The organism is Leyella stercorea (genome assembly GCF_021531655.1).
The window spans coordinates 12,698-31,854 of the sequence record NZ_JADYUF010000042.1 but is presented as its reverse complement, the minus strand read 5'-3'; the positions used below and the strand labels follow the sequence as shown (position 1 = coordinate 31,854).

At 49.8% G+C, this 19,157-nt stretch carries 18 protein-coding genes and 1 pseudogene; 18 read left to right on the top strand and 1 reads right to left on the bottom strand.

Going from position 1 to position 19,157, the window contains the following annotated elements:
* Nucleotides 1-93: 93 nt before the first annotated feature.
* Nucleotides 94-363, bottom strand: a complete 270-nt coding sequence (locus tag I6E49_RS11355; RefSeq protein ID WP_329772410.1) for a helix-turn-helix transcriptional regulator — start codon at nt 361-363, stop codon at nt 94-96.
* Between the two features lie 608 nt (nt 364-971).
* Here I6E49_RS11355 and I6E49_RS11350 point away from each other — a divergent pair.
* The 18 genes and pseudogenes from I6E49_RS11350 to I6E49_RS11265 all read left to right on the top strand — a co-directional run.
* Nucleotides 972-2,324 (top strand): annotated as a pseudogene (locus I6E49_RS11350) (TraG family conjugative transposon ATPase); the annotation flags it as partial.
* Between the two features lie 220 nt (nt 2,325-2,544).
* Entirely contained in the window at nt 2,545-5,085 is a 2,541-nt protein-coding gene (locus I6E49_RS11345; RefSeq protein ID WP_005816117.1) for a hypothetical protein, read from the top strand.
* Nucleotides 5,086-5,099: 14 nt separating this feature from the next.
* Entirely contained in the window at nt 5,100-5,825 is a 726-nt protein-coding gene (locus I6E49_RS11340; RefSeq protein ID WP_005816118.1) for a hypothetical protein, read from the top strand.
* A 27-nt stretch (nt 5,826-5,852) separates the two neighbouring features.
* Nucleotides 5,853-6,617 carry a DUF5045 domain-containing protein gene (locus I6E49_RS11335; protein WP_005816119.1) on the top strand — a complete coding sequence of 255 codons (765 nt, stop codon included), beginning with the start codon at nt 5,853-5,855 and terminating at the stop codon, nt 6,615-6,617.
* 43 nt (nt 6,618-6,660) lie between these two features.
* Nucleotides 6,661-7,491 carry a phage antirepressor gene (locus I6E49_RS11330; protein ID WP_005816120.1) on the top strand — a complete coding sequence of 277 codons (831 nt, stop codon included), beginning with the start codon at nt 6,661-6,663 and terminating at the stop codon, nt 7,489-7,491.
* 15 nt (nt 7,492-7,506) lie between these two features.
* Nucleotides 7,507-7,908 (top strand): hypothetical protein, encoded by a 402-nt coding sequence (locus I6E49_RS11325; protein ID WP_005816121.1) that lies wholly within the window; start codon nt 7,507-7,509, stop codon nt 7,906-7,908.
* Entirely contained in the window at nt 7,908-9,038 is a 1,131-nt protein-coding gene (locus tag I6E49_RS11320) for a hypothetical protein (RefSeq protein ID WP_005816122.1), read from the top strand. Before I6E49_RS11325 ends, I6E49_RS11320 begins: the two co-directional genes overlap by 1 nt.
* 65 nt (nt 9,039-9,103) lie before the next feature.
* Nucleotides 9,104-9,505: a hypothetical protein gene (locus tag I6E49_RS11315; RefSeq protein ID WP_005816123.1), complete on the top strand. Its 402-nt coding sequence runs from the start codon at nt 9,104-9,106 to the stop codon at nt 9,503-9,505.
* 3 nt (nt 9,506-9,508) lie between these two features.
* On the top strand, nt 9,509-10,123 hold the full coding sequence (gene traK, locus I6E49_RS11310; RefSeq protein ID WP_005816126.1) for a conjugative transposon protein TraK: 615 nt from the start codon (nt 9,509-9,511) through the stop codon (nt 10,121-10,123).
* A gap of 12 nt (nt 10,124-10,135) precedes the next feature.
* The gene (locus tag I6E49_RS11305; protein WP_005816127.1) at nt 10,136-10,555 is read left to right on the top strand and encodes a hypothetical protein; all 420 of its coding nucleotides are present in this window, start codon (nt 10,136-10,138) and stop codon (nt 10,553-10,555) included.
* Complete coding sequence (gene traM, locus I6E49_RS11300) at nt 10,539-11,681, top strand: conjugative transposon protein TraM (RefSeq protein WP_170079237.1); 1,143 nt, start codon at nt 10,539-10,541, stop codon at nt 11,679-11,681. The genes I6E49_RS11305 and traM overlap by 17 nt, the downstream gene beginning before the upstream one ends.
* Nucleotides 11,682-11,750: 69 nt before the next feature.
* On the top strand, nt 11,751-12,596 hold the full coding sequence (gene traN, locus I6E49_RS11295) for a conjugative transposon protein TraN (RefSeq protein ID WP_005816133.1): 846 nt from the start codon (nt 11,751-11,753) through the stop codon (nt 12,594-12,596).
* Between the two features lie 71 nt (nt 12,597-12,667).
* Nucleotides 12,668-13,141, top strand: a complete 474-nt coding sequence (locus I6E49_RS11290; RefSeq protein WP_425285375.1) for a hypothetical protein — start codon at nt 12,668-12,670, stop codon at nt 13,139-13,141.
* Between the two features lie 8 nt (nt 13,142-13,149).
* The gene (locus tag I6E49_RS11285; RefSeq protein ID WP_005816136.1) at nt 13,150-13,803 is read left to right on the top strand and encodes a hypothetical protein; all 654 of its coding nucleotides are present in this window, start codon (nt 13,150-13,152) and stop codon (nt 13,801-13,803) included.
* A 66-nt stretch (nt 13,804-13,869) separates the two neighbouring features.
* Nucleotides 13,870-14,778 (top strand): fimbrillin family protein, encoded by a 909-nt coding sequence (locus I6E49_RS11280; RefSeq protein WP_005816138.1) that lies wholly within the window; start codon nt 13,870-13,872, stop codon nt 14,776-14,778.
* An 80-nt stretch (nt 14,779-14,858) separates the two neighbouring features.
* A complete protein-coding gene (locus tag I6E49_RS11275; protein ID WP_005816140.1) occupies nt 14,859-17,048 on the top strand; it encodes a type IV secretory system conjugative DNA transfer family protein in 2,190 nt (729 codons plus the stop codon).
* 53 nt (nt 17,049-17,101) lie between these two features.
* The gene (locus I6E49_RS11270; RefSeq protein ID WP_005816141.1) at nt 17,102-17,599 is read left to right on the top strand and encodes a hypothetical protein; all 498 of its coding nucleotides are present in this window, start codon (nt 17,102-17,104) and stop codon (nt 17,597-17,599) included.
* Nucleotides 17,600-17,687: 88 nt separating this feature from the next.
* Nucleotides 17,688-18,896, top strand: a complete 1,209-nt coding sequence (locus tag I6E49_RS11265) for a putative resistance-associated DNA invertase (RefSeq protein WP_005816149.1) — start codon at nt 17,688-17,690, stop codon at nt 18,894-18,896.
* The last annotated feature ends 261 nt before the right edge of the window (nt 18,897-19,157 follow it).

Sequence of the window (19,157 nt, the reverse complement as noted above, 5' to 3'; positions counted from 1 at the left end):
TACTGAAAGCTGCTACTAACGACTCATAAATCTACCCTTAATCGTGTATTGGATGATAGTTGCGGATTTTAGGTTTATCTTGGACCTAAAAATTTATCGCCATTTAAGTGAATCATATGTTCTGGCATATCTGCAATCCAAACTTCTTTTTTTTGTTGGAACAATCAATTCTCTGGCATCAACATCCAGGCATTCTGCAATCTTTACCAATGTTTCCAATCCGGGCTGTGCCGTATTGGTACACCATTTTGAAACTGTAGTGCAGTCTTTTCCAAGAGTGTCTGCCAGCCATTTGTTTGTCCTTCTCTGTTCCACCAGGACCACTTTGATGCGGTTGATAATGGGTTTCTCGTTTGATTCCATATTCATTCAGACTAGATTTATTGTGCAAATATACATATTATTATTGGAAGAGCCACTATGTTATGGGCGAAATTTTTAATAGAATTAGCGAATTAGGCAAAATTAGTGGACTGTGGCAACATTCTTGGGTAAAATAGTATCGTCAGGCGAACAAATCTAACTGTGTTTGCACTTTGTCCTAACAAGGAGCGGTCTATACAATGCGAGCTTAAACATGTGATGACTTGCCGCCGAATTATTAACCTGCATTGTCTATCAGCAATATATGCCGACTGAGATACAACTGAGGTACAAGACATCCATTTTCGCCCAATGTTGAAGCCACCAAGAAGGCTCTCTCATCCCTCTTTTTCTTTTTCGATTGTCACACTCTTTATGGCTGATGGAGGTGGGACTTATTATCAAAAATGCGCTCTTTGGATAGCAATCAGCCAAAATTACCCAAAATATTTTCATAAATAATCTTAAAACCACTTTTTACCCCTGTCATAGTTTTTTCTCTTTGCCGAGTGCTTTGAACTATAGATTTTCGCCTGTTCAAAATTTGTACCGTTTTGAATTTGTTGTTTTCAAGAGAGTGCTGTAGCTCAGCGTGTTAGGAGATATAAAAAGGCTTCCACATGAACAGCGTGGTGCGTCAGTTGTGGGAGCAGAACACCGACATCGTCATGGTCGATACGGGTAACTCGTATGAGGGACTCTGCGAGTATGTGGGCGGCAAGTACATCGCCTATACGGAGGACAAGCCCATCACCATGAACCCCTTCAACATCAGCAAGCGGGAGCTGAACATTGAGAAGATAGACTTCCTGAAGAACCTGATACTGCTGATATGGAAAGGCTCGGAGACGCAGATACCCGAACTGGAGTTCCGTGTCGTGGAGCAGTTGGTGACGGAGTATTACGATTTCTATTTCAACGGTGTGCAGCCCTATCCTTCCTCACAGAAGGAGACACTGAGAAAAAACCTCTCCACCATGGAGAAGCGGCGCGGCACGGAGCTGACGCAGATACACGACAAGGTGGAGAAACTCATCAAGGGACTGGAGGAACGGCGCATGGCATTGAGCGTGAAGACCCTCTCCTTCGACTCATTCTATGAGTTCGCCTGTGAGCGTCTCGACCAGATCTGCATCGAGAACAACATCACCACCATCGACTGCGACAACTTCGCCTATATGCTCCAAAACTTCTACCGTGGCGGCAAGTACGACAAGATTCTCAACGAGAACGTGGATAGCACCTTGTTCGACGAGACCTTCATCGTCTTCGAGGTGGATGCCATCAAGGAGAACAAGCAGCTCTTCCCCATCGTGACGCTCATCATCATGGACGTGTTCCTGCAGAAGATGCGCCTGAAGAAGAACCGCAAGTGCCTTGTCATCGAGGAGGCATGGAAAGCCATCGCCTCGCCGCTGATGGCCGAGTACATCAAGTACCTATACAAGACAGCCCGAAAGTTCTGGGCGAGCGTGGGCGTAGTGACACAGGAGATACAGGACATCATCGGCAGTCCCATCGTGAAGGAAGCCATCATCAACAACTCCGACGTGGTGATGCTGCTCGACCAAAGCAAATTTCGTGAGCGATTCGACGAGATCAAGGCGATATTAGGATTGACGGATGTGGATTGCAAGAAGATATTCACTGTCAACCGCTTGGATAACAAGGAGGGAAGAAGTTTCTTCCGTGAGGTGTTTATCCGACGTGGATCGACGAGCGGAGTGTATGGTGTGGAGGAGCCGCACGAGTGCTATATGACCTACACCACCGAGCGAGCTGAGAAGGAGGCATTGAAACTCTATAAGCATGAACTGAAGTGCAGACATCAGGAGGCTATCGAGCGGTATTGCAGAGATTGGGATGCCAGTGGCATCGGGAAGTCGTTGGCATTTGCGCAGAAGGTCAATGAGGCGGGGCATGTGCTCAATTTGACGGACGATGGAGCCACTCGCCGCTGACACGGCGAGCACGGGGGCTGATTGATGGAAACGGAAATCCCGGAATAGACGTAAAGCCCAGATGCCCGAAAGCAAAACTTTCGGGAACGGTGGCTGGGTAGTATTTACGATTAGTAGTAAATACGATTAGTAGTGAATACTACCAATAGTAAATACTACAAGTAGTAAAGTAGTGGAATAGTAGAAACTGAAAGTAGTAAAAACGTAAAGTAGTGAAGCAATGAGACGTTTATACCTTATTATAATATATATGTGTCTTACACTTGTCGTGGGAAGGGTTCATGCGCAGTATTACAGCGTGAACTACGACAAGCAGATCGTTGCCGCCATGGCTGCCGCATTCGGTGCTGGAGCTATGGCAGAGAGCTATTATAACGAGCAGGTGGGCGAAATCTTGAAGCACTACAATGCCGCAGAGGTTGCCACTGCCGGCATCTTCGCTGCCAAGTTCTTGGAGCGCAAGGCATTCACCGACCTCGGCATTTGGAGCAGTAGCACGGAGAACTACTATTACCGCCGCATCCACAATATGGTGGCGAACAAGATTATGCCCAAGATATGGACGGTGGCAGGAATGATGCTGAAAAGTCCGCAGACCGCCCTCTACTGGGGCAGTTACCTGATGAAGATATGCGCCGACACAAAGTCGCTGTGTATGCAGTTTGAGAGTGTCGTGACCAACAGTAGCTTGACCTTTGCCGACATTCAGTTCTTGGAAATCAACCAAGAGATAGCCGCCATCCTCAAACTCTCGGAGATAGGCAATGTAGATTGGCAGCAGCTGTTGGATGACATCGCCAGTGTGCCCGGCAACTTCACCGTGGAGAACCTCACCGCCGACATCGAGACGCTTTACAATATGGGAGCATCGTTGGCGACGGCAGGTATCAACGGGGCATCAGGCGCACTCTTGCAGCAGAGTGCCTTCAACGACCTTTTCAATGGCAAGGTGAGTAAAATCATCGACATCTATGACAACTACCATGACCTCTATGAACAGGCAGAGAACGGCATCGGCAGCACACTCCTTAGTCTGGTGGGTGGCGAGGACAACGTGGCAGCCCTCTTCGACCTCTCCAACTACAACATCACCTCGTGGATGACAGACTATCTGAGCGAGACGCAGGGCAACTACTATACACAGCGTTGGTACATTGCCCGACGAGACCAAGGCAGCGTAAGCCTCTGTGACTACTATCCGCCGACCGATGACAACAGTATTCTGAACGGTGACCATTGGTATCGTATCAACACCTCCGACCCCAACTTCTACCCTAACAGCACGCAGCGAGAGCAGATACTGGCCAACTCGGAGAACCATGCCGGATGGAGCCGCAGCCGTGTGCAGCAGCTCAACGCCCAGAGCGACGGCTTCACCTATACGATGAACTATTGGATGTCGTCGTACATCATCAGCCGTGGCGGCAAGCAGACCAAGAAGGCCTACGCCTACGAGATACACGTTACCAAGAGCTGGAACAACGTGGAAGAGGTGTATGAGGATGTCTTCGACTCCTACAGCATGGACTTGAATACCTTCAAGCGTCAGTTGCAGGCACGTCTCTCGGAGTATAACGACAACGAGGAGGGCTATGTCTATTACATCGGCAGTGACGCACGCCGTTACTATCAAGCCACCGATGCCGCCAAACTGAAGGGCGTGGAGAGCGTGACCATCAGCGTCACCTGTTCGGACGGTGTCACCCTCGGACAGGGCAGCACGCAGTACAAGTGCCGTGAGTGCGGCGGTTCGCTCAATGCCCACAGCAAGGAATGCGCCATGAGGACAAGCGTATCAGAAAATAATCTCGACCTATCGGAACTGGACGAGAAGGAACGTGAGGCGAATAGCAAGATAGCCCTGTTGGAGGCGCAGATAAGCCAGTTGGAGACAGAGAACAGGAACCTGCTCACGCAGATAGCCAATGCCTCTGTGGAGGAAGCCCCTGCCTTGCGGCAGCAACATAATGTCAACAAGACGAAGATAGACAACCTGAAGAAGGAATTGGCGACATGGCAGCAGCAGTTGGCAGACATACAGAATGCCAAGAGCGAGGCGGCTAACGACAATGCCACCTCCACCGATGACTACTACCGCATCCCTGCCATCATGCAGGATGTGAAGTCAGCCTACAATCTCACGTGGCAAGGTGCCGGTTCGTGGAACGGCTACACCTACGTCCGAACTGCCACCATGCCCAACATCAACGGCATTATCACCTTCAAGGCGACACTGTCCATTGCAAGGAAGCCCAAGTACTTCCTTGGCATCAAGATACACCGTGCGATACTGCAAATATCGTGGGAGCTGACCTCGGAATACACCGACACACAGGTGGTGGATGTGCTGACCCTTGACCCGAATGCCTCTGACGAGGAGAAGACGAGGCAGGTGAACAGCCGTATCTCGGAGATAGCCCAGGAGTTCCCGTCGTGCAGCATCACCACAGAATATGCCAAGAGCGAGGCAACCCAGACCGCCGACAATGACGATGTAATACACCTGCTCTGGTCGAGCGACCGTCTGGAGATAGCCCGTGAAGTAGATAGCCGTATCACCAAGATTTACGCCGACTTGGTATCATTAGAAAAAATGATGCACTACAAGCGCAGCATCATTGACGTGCTGAAGGACATTCTTCCTTCAATCGACGCAGACCAAGGTCGCAGAAGGACACTCATTGAAGAGTGCTACGAGCGATGGAGAGAGAATGCAGACCCTAACAGAGGGAATGGTGAAGATAACGAGAACGAAAACTGAGGGAGGAACGGAGAATGAGACATACCATCATCATAGCTCTCCTGCTGATTACCCTCTTCCCCAATACAGCCTTGGCGCAATGGGGATTCGATGCGGTATCGGTGGAAGCATACATCAACGACCACAAGAAGCAGCGCAGCCTCTTGCTGGCACGCAGCACTTTGGAGTACAGCAATCAACTGCTGCATGAATACAGCAGTGAAGAGGTGGGCAAATACAAGGAACTGAATGTGGATTTGGACAAATACACCCGGGCCTTCGACATCATCGATGTGATGTACCAGTCGTTGCGCACGGTGCTGAACGTGAAGAGCACCTACCAGACGGTGAGCGACCGCATCAGTGACTACAAGAACCTGTTGGAGGACTTCAATGATAAGGTCATCAAGCGGAAACACATCGAACTGGCTGACACGATGCTCATCAGCATCAACAAGAAAGCCATCGACAACATATACAACGAAGGAAGCCAACTCTACCATAGCGTCAACGACCTCGTGTTGTATGCCACAGGAGCGGCAGCCTGTTCAACTTCCGACCTGCTGATGGTGTTGGACAATATCAACAATTCGTTGGACCTGATAGAAAAACATCTGAACCAAGCCTACTTCCAGACATGGCGGTATGTGCAGCTGCGCATGGGCTATTGGAAGGAGAAGGTGTATCGGACGAGGACGAAGGAAGAGATACTGGAAGATGCCTTCAGCCGATGGAAAGTGGCAGGAAAACTTGACTATTGACGGATTGTAAACAAAAGAAGAACGGACATGAAGAAGACAATGATACTCATCATGGCGGTAGCAACCACCATCAAAGCCACAGCCCAGAGCGTGACCTACAACCACGACTCCTCCAAGCAGAACCAGATAACGGTGATGGAGACAGGTGGCGGTTCTCTCACCCCTGAGTTCTATTATTGGCTGTTACATAACAACTATAAGAAGACAGCGGCAGAGAAGAACAAGTTAGGTTTCCGCACTCTTGCCGGCATCAACCTCTACAACCAAGTAGATGATGCGGAGAAGATAGACTCTGCCCTCACCAAGCGTGCTGAGGTGGAAGCCTTGAACGTAGCCGACCGACAGATAGACCTCGCCTGGCTTGCCGAAAGCAGCAAGATCAACGGTCAGTTGGACAAGATGAAGGCGAACATAGACCATATCATCCCTACAGGAGGCACCATCAACGACAAGCGTCGGTGGGAGGAACTGTACAATATGTACCAGTGTGCCGTGAAAGCCACCAAGGATGCCTATATGCCCAATGCACAGAGAAAGCGGCAGTATCTTAGCATCTATGCCGACCTGACGACACAGAACGAGACACTACTGAAATACCTTGTGCAGCTCAACACCCAAAGCCAGACTACCGCCCTCTTGGCAGCCACCAACGACCGTGTAGTACATAAAGGCAGCATCATCAGCGATGCCAAGAGCCGTTGGCAGGAAAACATGAAGGGCGTGAGGAGCTCGACAGGCACTGACGGCGATGATGCCAACAGCGGTGAGGGTGAAGAAAGTGTGAACAGATAGAAATAAGGGAAGAGAAGAAATAATCACAAAACAGCATAGAGATATGAACGATATTCAGATTTTCAACAACGAGGAATTTGGAGCAGTCCGAACCACAGGAACACCAGAGCAACCCTTGTTCTGTTTGGCTGATGTGGCAAGAGTTCTTGGACTAAAAACCAGCAAGTTGGTACAACGACTTTCGGATGATGTACTTTCAAAGTACCCCATCTCGGATAGTCTTGGAAGAGAACAGGTTACAAACTTTATCAATGAAGACGGACTGTATGATGTCATCCTTGACAGTCGCAAACCCGAAGCCAAACGTTTCCGCAAGTGGGTGACATCGGAGGTGCTCCCCTCTATCCGCAAGCATGGTGCCTATATGACACAGCAGACCATCGAGAAGGCATTGGCAGAGCCAGACTTCCTGATACGGTTAGCAGTCAATCTGAAGGAAGAACGACAAAAGCGTCTGCTTGTCGAACAGGAGTGTGAACACCAAAGGACACGCATCGTTGAGTTGGGATCCAAGGTGGATGACCTGCAACAGGAGGTGACGGAGATGAAGGACAAGGTGAGTTACCTTGACATCATCCTTGCCACGAAGAGCAGTGTCCTGGTCACACAGATAGCACAGGACTATGGCGAGTCGTCCATCCGCTTCAACCGACGTCTGAAGGAGATGAACATCCAGTATCAGCGTGGCAAGCAGTGGATTCTGTATGCCGACTACAAGGACTGCGGTTATGTGACCAGCGAGACCTACCTCATTAAACACAAGGACGGTACGGAGGATGTGCGCATGAACACCAAATGGACACAGAAAGGTCGCCGCTTCCTCTATGAGAAACTGAAGAGCGTGGGAGTCATTCCTGTTATCGAAAGAACATAAAATAAAGAAATAGCTATGGAATCAATATCAAAAATACAGTTACGTCTCTATGCCGCCAAGAGGAAAAACGGCAAGTGGCAGTTGGAGATGTCAAGGATGCCGAAGCGAATCAGCGTTATCGGCAGGACACCCATCGTTGATGAGCATTATATGCCATCTGATTTAGAGGTAGTTTCAATGTCAAAGCTTCACAAATATGTCGGAAGTTACTACGGCAAGATTGTGAAGACCCTCAAAGAGGAAGGCATCATCACCAAGGAATATGGAATGTGGAAACTGCGTGAAGACCTTCAGGACAAGGGCATTGCGGTATATGTCACAGGCAGGATGCGCTGCTTCTACCACTTCTATCTGTCATGGACACCGAAAGGCATAGAGTTTATCAAAGAGATTATCAACAATAGAACCAGGCACTGATGGCAGACAACATACTCAGCGATTTCGGCATCAACATCCTCGAAGAGGAGATTGACGATGTGATATTCCAGACCAACGAGTTCCTGACCGATGCCACCTTCACAGGCTCACAAGGGCCGTTCTGGTGGATCCTCCAAATGTGTATGGCATTGGCGGCACTGTTCTCTATCATCGTGGCGGCAAGCATGGCCTACAAGATGATGGTGAAGAACGAACCGTTGGACGTGATGAAACTGTTCAAGCCCTTGGTGGTGAGCATCATCCTCTGTTGGTGGTACCCACCTGCTGACACAGGCATGACCAACAGCGGCAGCAGCTGGTGCGTATTGGATTTTCTATCCTATATTCCCAATTGCATCGGCAGTTACACCCACGACCTCTATGAGGCAGAGGCGACCCAAATTTCCGACAAGTTTGAGGAGGTGCAGCAGTTGGTATATGTCAGGGACTCGATGTACACTGACCTCCAGGCACAGGCAGACGTGGCGCATAAGGGCACATCAGACCCCAACCTGATAGAGGCGACGATGGAGCAGACGGGCGTGGACGAAGTGACCAACATGGAGAAGGATGCCAGCAAACTGTGGTTCACCTCACTGACGGCAGGGGCCGTGGTGGGCATCGACAAGATAGTGATGCTGATAGCCCTGATCGTGTTCCGCATCGGTTGGTGGGCGACGATATACTGTCAGCAGATATTGCTCGGAATGCTCACTATATTCGGTCCAATACAATGGGCATTTTCGTTGCTGCCCAAGTGGGAAGGAGCGTGGGCGAAGTGGCTAACCCGTTATTTGACAGTTCATTTCTACGGAGCCATGCTCTACTTCGTCGGTTTCTACGTCCTGTTGCTGTTTGATATTGTGCTCTGCATACAGGTAGAGAACCTGACGGCCATCACCGCCAGTGAGCAGACGATGGCAGCCTATCTGCAAAACTCGTTCTTCTCGGCAGGCTATCTGATGGCAGCGAGCATCGTGGCGTTGAAATGCCTGAACCTCGTGCCCGACCTTGCGGCATGGATGATACCAGAGGGCGACACCGCCTTCTCAACCCGAAACTTCGGCGAGGGCGTGGCACAACAAGCCAAGATGACGGCTACGGGAACCATGGCGACCGTGATGAGATAACATGTGAGTGTGCGGTGAGTCACCGCACCTCCTATTGAAACAAATAAAAGTAACCATCAAGAAAAATGAAAGCAAAAAATGAAATTGAGCGTTGGCTCAAAGATGAGAAATTCATGGCGTTTGCCAACAAGCGTGCAAAGGAAGAGTTTTTCAATTCCGAAAACAACTACATCGACCCACAGTATGAGGAGATGGCAGAAGGCTTTGAGGATAACGACGAGTATGTAGTGCCTATGGTAGATTACCTGAGTTATCGCTTGCATCGTGCCAAAATCTACAGAAATCGACGGAGACGTGAACGTGACATCTGGTGGGTGTGGATCCAACTGAAATACGAAGGCATCTACGTAGAGGCTTGCATCAAGTATTACGCCAAACTGGTGGAAGAAGTTGAGAAGGACATATACACCATCCTGCACCGTGAATATGTGAGAATGAAGAGAAATCAGACCTCAAACAAGCAGTAACGTATGGTAATCAAGAACTTAGAAAACAAAATCAAGCTGGTGGGCATCATCTGCTCTGCGTTCCTCATGGGCTGCATCATCATCTCGGTGTCGAGCATCTGGACGGCGCGCTGCATGGTGACGGACGCGCAGCAAAAGGTGTATGTATTGGACGGCAACGTGCCCATACTGGTGAACCGCACCACGATGGAGGAAACGCTGGATGTGGAGGCAAAGAGCCATATCGAGATGTTCCACCATTACTTCTTTACGCTTGCTCCCGATGACAAGTACATCCGCTATTCGATGGAGAAGGCGATGTATTTGGTCGATGAAACTGGTTTGGCGCAGTACAATACGCTGAAGGAAAAGGGCTTTTACAACAATATCATGGGTACGAGTGCCGTGTTCAGCATCTTTTGCGACAGCATCAAGTTCAACAAGGAGAAGATGGAGTTCACCTACTACGGTAGGCAAAGGATAGAGCGAAGGAGCAATATTCTGATGCGTGAATTGGTGACGGCGGGACAGGTGAAGCGCGTGCCGAGGACGGAGAACAATCCTCATGGACTGCTCATCACGAACTGGAGAACCTTGCTCAACAAGGATATTGAGCAGAAGTCGAAGTCAAACTTCTAATATCCTAGCGGTATGAGTGTAAAAGGAATCAGACGGATGCTTGTGGGCGAGGATATGCCCGACAAGAACGACCCCAAGTACAAGAAGCGGTATGAGAAGGAGGTGGCGGCAGGGCGCAAGTTTGCCAAGACCGCGAGGATAGACCGTGCGGCGGCTAAGGTGCAAGGCTTTGCCAATGCCCACAAGACGCTGTTTCTCGTCATCGTCTTCGGCTTTGTCGCCACGTGCTTCGGCATCAACATCTACAGGATGGTGCGGTATTACGGTCATCGGACGGAGGCTGCAAGTGCCATCGAGCGGCAGGAAGGGCGCATGAAGCAGATGATGAATGCAGCCCATTGCATCACTCCTCCCGTGACGCATCGAACCAACGAGGAGAATCGAGACAAGTCAGTAACATCAAAATCAGACAGCGATGAGAATAACAGATAAGATAAACTTCCGTCAGCCGAAGTACATGCTGCCAGCCATCGTGTACATCCCGTTGATTGCCACAGGCTATTTTGTCTTTGACATGTTCAATACGGAGGTGGCGGAAACGCAGGACAAGAACCTGCAGACCACCGAGTTTCTGAACCCCAACCTGCCCGGAGCGCAGATTAAGAATGGTGACGGCATCGGTGGCAAGTATGAGAACATGGCGAAGTCGTATGGTCGCATAGCAGACTATTCGGCTGTTGATAACATTGAGCGTGACAACGAAGAAGAGAAAGAAGCGTATGAATCCAAGTACACAGAAGAAGACCTTGCGGAACTCGTCCGTCAGGCAGAAGAGAAGGACGATTCAGCCGAAGTGGCCGATGCCAAGGCGCGAGAAGCGGAAGCACTCGAAGCACTCAACAAGGCACTCGCCGAAGCGAGGCTGAGAGGACAGGCGGCAGTTGCCCCCGTGGCCCAGGATACCACACAGGCTGGGCCTCCCAAGGAGCAGATTGAGGTGAAAGGTCAGATTGCCGAGGACAGCAAGGCGGTGAAGGCACTGGACGAGGAGGACAAGGCACAGGAGGTGGTGAAGAAGGTGAAGGTGACTTCGGACTATTTCAACACCCTGACGCAGAACGAGCATGAGCCAAAGCTCATCAAGGCCATCATTGACGAGGACGTGAAGGCTACGGACGGGTCGAGGGTGCGGCTGAGACTGTTGGACGATATTGAGATTGGTGAGACCGTGGTGAAGAAAGGGTCGTACCTCTATGCCACCATGAGCGGTTTCGGTTCGCAGCGAGTGAAGGGTAGCATCAACTCCATCCTTGTGGATGACGAGCTGATAAAGGTTTCGCTTTCGCTTTATGACACGGACGGACTGGAGGGACTGTATGTCCCCGGCAGCCAGTTCCGTGAGACCACGAAAGATGTGGCGAGCGGTGCTATGCAGAGCAACATGAACATCGACCAGAGTGGAGCGAACAACAGTTTCTCGCAATGGGGAATGCAAGCCGTGACCAATGCCTACCAGAAGACAAGCAATGCCATCAGCAAGGCTATCAAGAAGAACAAAGTGAAGCTGAAGTATGGGACGTTTGTTTACCTTGTAAATGGGAAAGAGAAAAGGAAATAGACACTGCCCGACAACGGAATTGTCGGGAACGGTGGCTCATAGAGTATAAACATCAAAAAATCAACTAATATGAATTGTTTTCAGAAAATGAATGTCTGTGCATTGCTTTCGCTGAGCGTGCTTTCAGCCAAGGCGCAGACCACCTACATGGAGATGGAGCAGCTGACGGTCAACGACCAAGTGACCACCGTCATCACCGCCTCCGAACCCATCCGCTTTGTCGATATATCCACAGACAAGGTGGTGGGCGACCAACCCATCAACAACACCATCCGCCTGAAGCCGAAGGACAACGTGTATGCCGACGGTGAGGTGTTGGCGATAGTGACAATCGTGACGGAACGCTACCGCACGCAGTATGCACTGCTCTATACCACGAGGATGCAGGAGGCAGTAACCGATAAGGAAATAGAATGCTCGGAGCGCAATGCCTACAACAATCCCGCTGTAAGCCTGTCCACTGCCGACATGACCAAGTATGCACGTCAGATATGGTCATCGTCTGCCAAATACCGCAACGTGGCGACGAAGATGCACCGCATGGTAATGCGCCTGAACAACATCTACAGCGTGGGCGAATATTTCTTCATCGACTTCTCCGTGGAGAACAAGACCAACATCCGCTTCGACATCGACGAGATGCGCATCAAACTATCGGACAAGAAGCAGAGCAAGGCTACCAATGCGCAGATAGTGGAACTGACCCCATCTCTTGTGTTGGACGATGCGAAGACCTTCAAGTATGGCTATCGCAACGTGATTGTGGTGAAGAAGATGACCTTCCCCAACGACAAGGTGCTGACCATCGAGCTGTCGGAAAAACAGATAAGTGGACGCACCATCTCGCTCAGCATCGACTATGAGGATGTGCTGTCTGCCGATTCGTTTAACCATATACTGTTGGAGGAGGAATAATGAGAATTAGGAATGAGGAATTAGGAGTGAGGAATTGGCTTGTGCATACCTTACTCGTTGTCATCTGTTTTATGGCAAGCATGACTCCGGCAATGGCGCAGCAGAATAGCGACCGCATATCCTTGGGGTTCGGATGCCTGTATGAGCGAGGACTGGACGTGACGCTGTCCTACGAGTATGAGACGAAGTACCACAATGCGTGGGAGTATTTTGCAAACGGATATATCAAGTGGAACGAGTGCGCATCGTGCGGTCATGTCTGTCCTGAGAGTTTTTGGAACAACTACCGCAGTTATGGTTTCGGCTTTGCCTATAAGCCCTGTGTGGCAAGAGGACGCAACCACCATGGCAACATGCGCATAGGAGCATCGGCAGGTAGCGATACTGACAGGTTCTTGGGTGGCATCCACCTCGGCTATGAGCAAAACTATACACTCAGACACGGCTGGAAGCTCTTCTGGCAGGTGAAGACCGATGTGATGATCAAGGGTGAAGACCTGTTCAGAACGGGTATTGTCCTGGGTGTGAAACTTCCTGTAAAATGACTATGCGTATGAAGAAACTGTTTTCAATCTTGGCAGTTGCGGCAACGGTGTTGCTGACTGCCTGTGACGAGCATCAGGACTTTCCCGACACAGCCATGAAGGTCACCCATATCTTGACCACTGACGGCAAGGTGATGCCCTACGAAACCTACGAGCAATCGTGCAAGCAAGCCATTGCAGTGGTGTTCAACGTCAATCAGAGGGAAGAAATGGAGGGAAACGGATATGCCGTCTATCTGTGGGACATCGCTCCCGAAGCCTTTGCTGACAGTATCGGTGTGGAACAGGACACATCCTGTGACCTCACCGCCTACGACGGCAACAAGAACACTTTTGCCCTTTATGGCACGACCGATGTGAAGTCGCCTTTGGCTGAGCGTGTCTTCGACATGTGGCGTTACGGGCAAAGTGCCTATATCCCCAGTGTGGCACAGATGCGTCTGCTCTATCATGCCAAGGACATCATCAACCCATACATCCTGAAATGCGGCGGCACACCTATCCCCGATGAGGATGATGACTGTTGGTATTGGACTTCAACGGAGGTAGAAGGACAAGCGACCGCCAAGGCATGGCTTTACTCACTGGGAAGCGGTGCCATACAGGAGACTCCCAAGTGGCAGCCGCATAAGGCGAGACCCATCATCACGATTATGGATTAGCCCATATACAGACATCGAGTATCACCCGTATCATCATCAAAGTACAACAATTAAAAAAGAAAAAGCATGAAAAAGAATTTGTTTCTAATGTTGGGACTTGGAGCCATGCTCCTCACGTCCTGTGACCAAGACATCGTCAATGAGATTTACCTGCCCGGTGGCGGAGGTTCTGTGGTCGTGACCGACAGCACATCAACCAAGCAGCTTCAGGTATTCACCAATCTGGAGATGCTGCAACCTGCCGTTTCCACACGAGCCGTTGACAACCAGTGGGAACTCAATGATATGATTGGCATCTCTTCCACAGGGATGATCAACAATATGAAGTTCACCCGAAGCGGCGGCACGAATCAGTTTGTGTCAGCCAACAAGGTGTTTTTCACGGACACAGACACTCACACCTTCAATGCCTACTATCCCTATACGGCAAATCCTACCAACGACCTCATAGAGTTCCAAGTGCCGGAGGCAGCTGTACAGAGTGAGCAGAAGGTCAATGATTTTCTGTTTGCCAGTGGAGCGGCATCATACGCCAATCCGAGCCTTACATTGAACTTCACCCATCAGATGGTGCGTGTCATCATCAAGGTCTATACCTCACCAGAATACGGTTTCACCACCAATGATTTTGCAGGAAGCCTACTCACGTTCGTCGGTTATTTTGACAGCGGTACTTTCAACATCAAGACCGGAAAGGTAGAATGCAGTGACGAGTCGGTGACGACCTATTATTTCGGCGACCCACAAAGTGACCACATGGAATATACGCTTTATGTTCCTGCACAGGTTATGCCAGACATGACATTGCAACTCAGCAATGGGGAGAACTTCGTATTCCTCACAAACGACACGTGGAAAGCGGGTCATTCCTACAGCTATTCATTGAAGCCTGTACGCAACACCTTGGAGGTCATATCTGCAACTATTTCTCCGTGGACAGTAGAGTCTGAGAAGACCATCAACGGCTACGAATAAAACTCATAAGAGGATTGGAGGGTGTCCACCGTGGCATCCTTCATCTTTTCTCATTATCACCCAACATCATCGTAAAGTAAATGGAAGAAAGCAAAGAGTTACAGGGTTTTTACAAGATATTCAGGGCGGTGATTTATGTCTCCATCCTGATGGAGTTCTTCGCCTACGCACTGGAGCCGGAGCAGTTGGACTTCTTGGGCGGCGTAGTGACGGATATCCACACTCGCATCAAGCGGTGGATGATTTACCATGACGGCAACCTCGTGTATAGCAAGGTGGCTACGTTCCTGCTGATATGTATCACCTGTGTGGGAACGCGCAACAAGAAGCATCTGGAGTTTGACGCTCGCAGGCAGGTGCTCTATCCGCTGCTGTCGGGAGTGCTGCTGATTGTGCAGTCCGTATGGCTGTTCGGTCATTCGATAATGCCCTGTTTCTATACCCTCCGTTTGAACACTTGGCTCTATATGCTCACTTCCATCGTCGGTGTCGTATTGGTGCATATCGCCCTCGACAATATCTCTAAGTTCCTGAAGGAAGGGCTGCTGAAAGACCGCTTCAACTTCGAGAATGAGAGCTTTGAGCAATGCAGGGAGTTGCAGGAGAACAAGTACAGCGTGAACATCCCTATGCGCTATTATTACAAGGGCAAGTTCCGCAAGGGATGGGTGAACATCGTCAATCCGTTCCGTGGCACATGGGTTGTGGGTACTCCTGGTTCTGGTAAGACCTTCTCCATCATCGAGCCGTTTATCAGGCAGCACAGCGAGAAGGGCTTTGCCATGGTGGTGTACGACTATAAGTTTCCCACTCTCGCCACCAAACTCTACTATCATTACTTGAAGAACAAGAATGCCAAGGACAGCAAGATGCCCCATGGCATGAAGTTCAACATCATCAACTTTGTGGATGTGGAGTATTCGCGCCGTGTGAACCCCATCCAGTTGAAGTACATCAACAACCTTGCCGCAGCGAGCGAGACCGCCGAGACCCTGCTTGAATCCCTGCAAAAAGGCAAGAAGGAAGGCGGCGGTGGCAGCGACCAGTTCTTCCAGACCTCTGCCGTCAACTTCCTTGCCGCCTGCATCTATTTCTTCTGCAACTACGGCAAGGAGCCCTACGACAAGGACGGAAAGATGCTGATTGCCGAGCGGCGTGAAGACCCAAAGACGAAAAGGCTGATACCCACAGGACGGGTGTTCGACCATTCGGGCGCGGAGGTGCAGCCCGCTTATTGGTTGGGCAAGTACAGCGACATGCCACATATCCTATCGTTCCTCAATGAGAGTTATCAGACCATCTTCGAGGTACTTCAGACCGACAACGAGGTAGCCCCCTTGCTTGGCCCGTTCCAGACTGCCTTTGCCAACAAAGCCATGGAGCAGTTGGAAGGTATGATTGGCACGCTACGTGTCTATACCTCCCGTCTCGCCACCAAGGAATCTTACTGGATATTCCACAAGGACGGCGATGACTTCGACCTGAAGGTCAGTGACCCGAAGAATCCAAGTTATCTGCTCATTGCCAACGACCCCGAGATGGAGAGCATCATCGGTGCACTGAATGCCTTGATTCTCAACCGCCTTGTAACGAGGGTGAATACAGGACAGGGCAAGAACGTTCCTGTCAGCATCATCGTCGATGAGTTGCCGACCTTGTATTTCCACAAGATAGACCGACTGATAGGCACAGCCCGAAGCAACAAGGTGAGCGTGGCACTTGGCTTTCAGGAACTTCCGCAGTTGGAAGCCGATTATGGCAAGGTGGGTATGCAGAAAATCATCACCACCGTGGGCAATGTGGTGAGCGGTTCGGCAAGAGCCAAGGAAACCCTCGAATGGCTGTCGAGTGACATCTTCGGTAAAGTAGTGCAACTCAAAAAGGGCGTGACCATCGACCGTGACAAGACCTCCATCAACCTCAATGAGAATATGGACAGCCTGGTGCCTGCAAGCAAAATCTCCGATATGCCCACAGGTTGGATATGTGGACAGACCGCCCGTGACTTCGTAGTCACCAAGACCGGGATGAACGGAAGCATGAACATCCAGGAGAGCGAGGAGTTCAAGACATCCAAGTTCTACTGCAAGACCGACTTCGATATGACGGAAATAAAGAAGGAGGAATCGGAGTATGTCCCTCTCCCTAAGTTCTATAAGTTCAAGTCGAAAGAAGAGCGAGAGCGCATCCTCTACAAGAACTTCGTTCAGGTTGGGGAGGACGTGAAAGCCATGATTAAAGAGATTCAGCAGTTCCGCACTATGATGTAGTGATATTGATTAGAGTGCGGTGAGACATCGCACCTCCTATATAAAATAATGTAATGAGAAGATACATCATCGTACTATTGAGCATGTTGGCCATCTGTAGCGTGCCCTGTCAAAGCCAAACCATTGACAGGGCACTGTTTGAACGGATGGTAGCCATTACCAAACACTTCGAGGGTTGGCACGACCCAAAGACCACACCGGGCTATGTGGGCTATGGTCACCAGCTACAGAAGGGAGAGCGTTTCCCGAAAACACTGACACGTCAGCGTGCAGATTTGCTGTTACGGACAGACCTCCTCCGGCACCTGCGCCTATATGCCCGTTATGGCAGGGATGCTTATCTGCTTGCCACCCTCTCGTACCAGATTGGACCAGCCAAGTTGTTAGGCAATGGACGATACCCGAAAGCGTCCCTGCTCACCCGATTGGAACGTGGCGACAGGGACATCCTGCCACTCTATCTGAGCTATTGCAAATGGAGGGGAAAAGCAGTGGCATCCATTAGGAAACGGAGGTGGGTGGAATATCAGCTGTTGTATGCCGAGCGGTGAGGCACCATCCCTCCTATACCTGTTTGTCTGTCACTTATATTATATATAAAGGTAATAATTGCAATTTCAATGTTAAAGTCAGAGCATTATGGCATCCATCAAATTAAAGTTCAGAACATCATCTGTTCAAGAGAAAGAGGGTCGCCTGTATTATCAGGTGATACACAATCGTGTGGCACGTCAGATCCATACAGAGTACAGAATCTATTCCTCAGAGTGGGATGCGGACCATTCAAACATCATTTTGCCAACTTCCGTCACTCCACAACGTCAAGCCTATCTTCTTTCCTTGAAAGATACATTGGATGCTGACAGGAAGAAACTGCTGTTGGTCATTGCACGGTTGGACAAGGAAGGGCAGTCATATACAGCAGACACCGTCGTTGACAACTTCCATGAGGGAAAAGAATTACATGGCATTATCGGCTATACGCTGGAGTTGAACGAAAAACTGAGACGCATCGGCAAGAAGCGGATGGTAGCAAGGTACAAAACCACCCTCAACAGCCTCCAGCGTTACCTGAAAGGAGGCGATGTGCCATTGGAGGAAGTCGATGGGACAACGATACAAGGCTATGAACAGTGGCTGAAAGACAGCGGACTGTGCCGCAACACCACCTCTTTCTACATCCGCAACCTGCGCACCATCTACAATCATGCCGTAGATGACGGACTGGTCATCTCTTCCTCACCGTTCAAGCATGTATATACCGGCATCGACAAGACCGTCAAGCGGGCACTCCCCTTGGAAATCATCAAGCAACTGAAAGAGCTGGACTTGAGTCTGAACCCCCGTTTGGAGCTTGCAAGGGATATGTTCCTGTTCAGTTTCTATACCCGTGGGATGTCGTTCATCGATATGGCACAACTTACACCAAGCAATCTGCATGGCAGTACGCTCATTTACCGCCGTCAGAAGACCTCACAACAGTTGCACATCAAATGGGAACCTGCCATGCAGGAGATAGTGGCGAAGTACAAAACAGATGATTCTCCCTACCTGCTCCCTATAGCAAAAGGAGAGGGAGCCATATTCTGGAGACAGTACAAGAATGCCTATAGCCGTATCACCAAGCAGTTGAAGAAAATCGGAGAAATGATAGGCCTGTCCGTACCCCTGACCACCTACGTAGCCCGCCACTCCTGGGCAAGCATAGCCAAGAGCAAGAACGTGCCCGTATCTACTATCAGCGAGGCATTGGGGCATGACTCCGAGAAAACCACACAGATATACCTCTCCTCATTGGACACCTCTGTCGTTGACAACGCCAACAATCTCATCATCAATTCTCTTTAGGAGGTGCAGCGTCTCACTGCACCTTTATTTCAATATTTATAACTATTGTATTGCGGTGTGATACCGCAACTATAATAAAAAAGTCGGGGATTGTTGAGCAAAAAGGTGTTTCTCTCTTTAAGAGAAATATCGTTTTGCTAAACAGTTGATATTGAGGTATCATTTTATCGTAAAAGACATATTTGCTCAACAATTGCTTGACGGAAATCAACAAATTTTAGCATTTTTGTAAAAAAGTCGCTATATAATTTGGTGAATTGG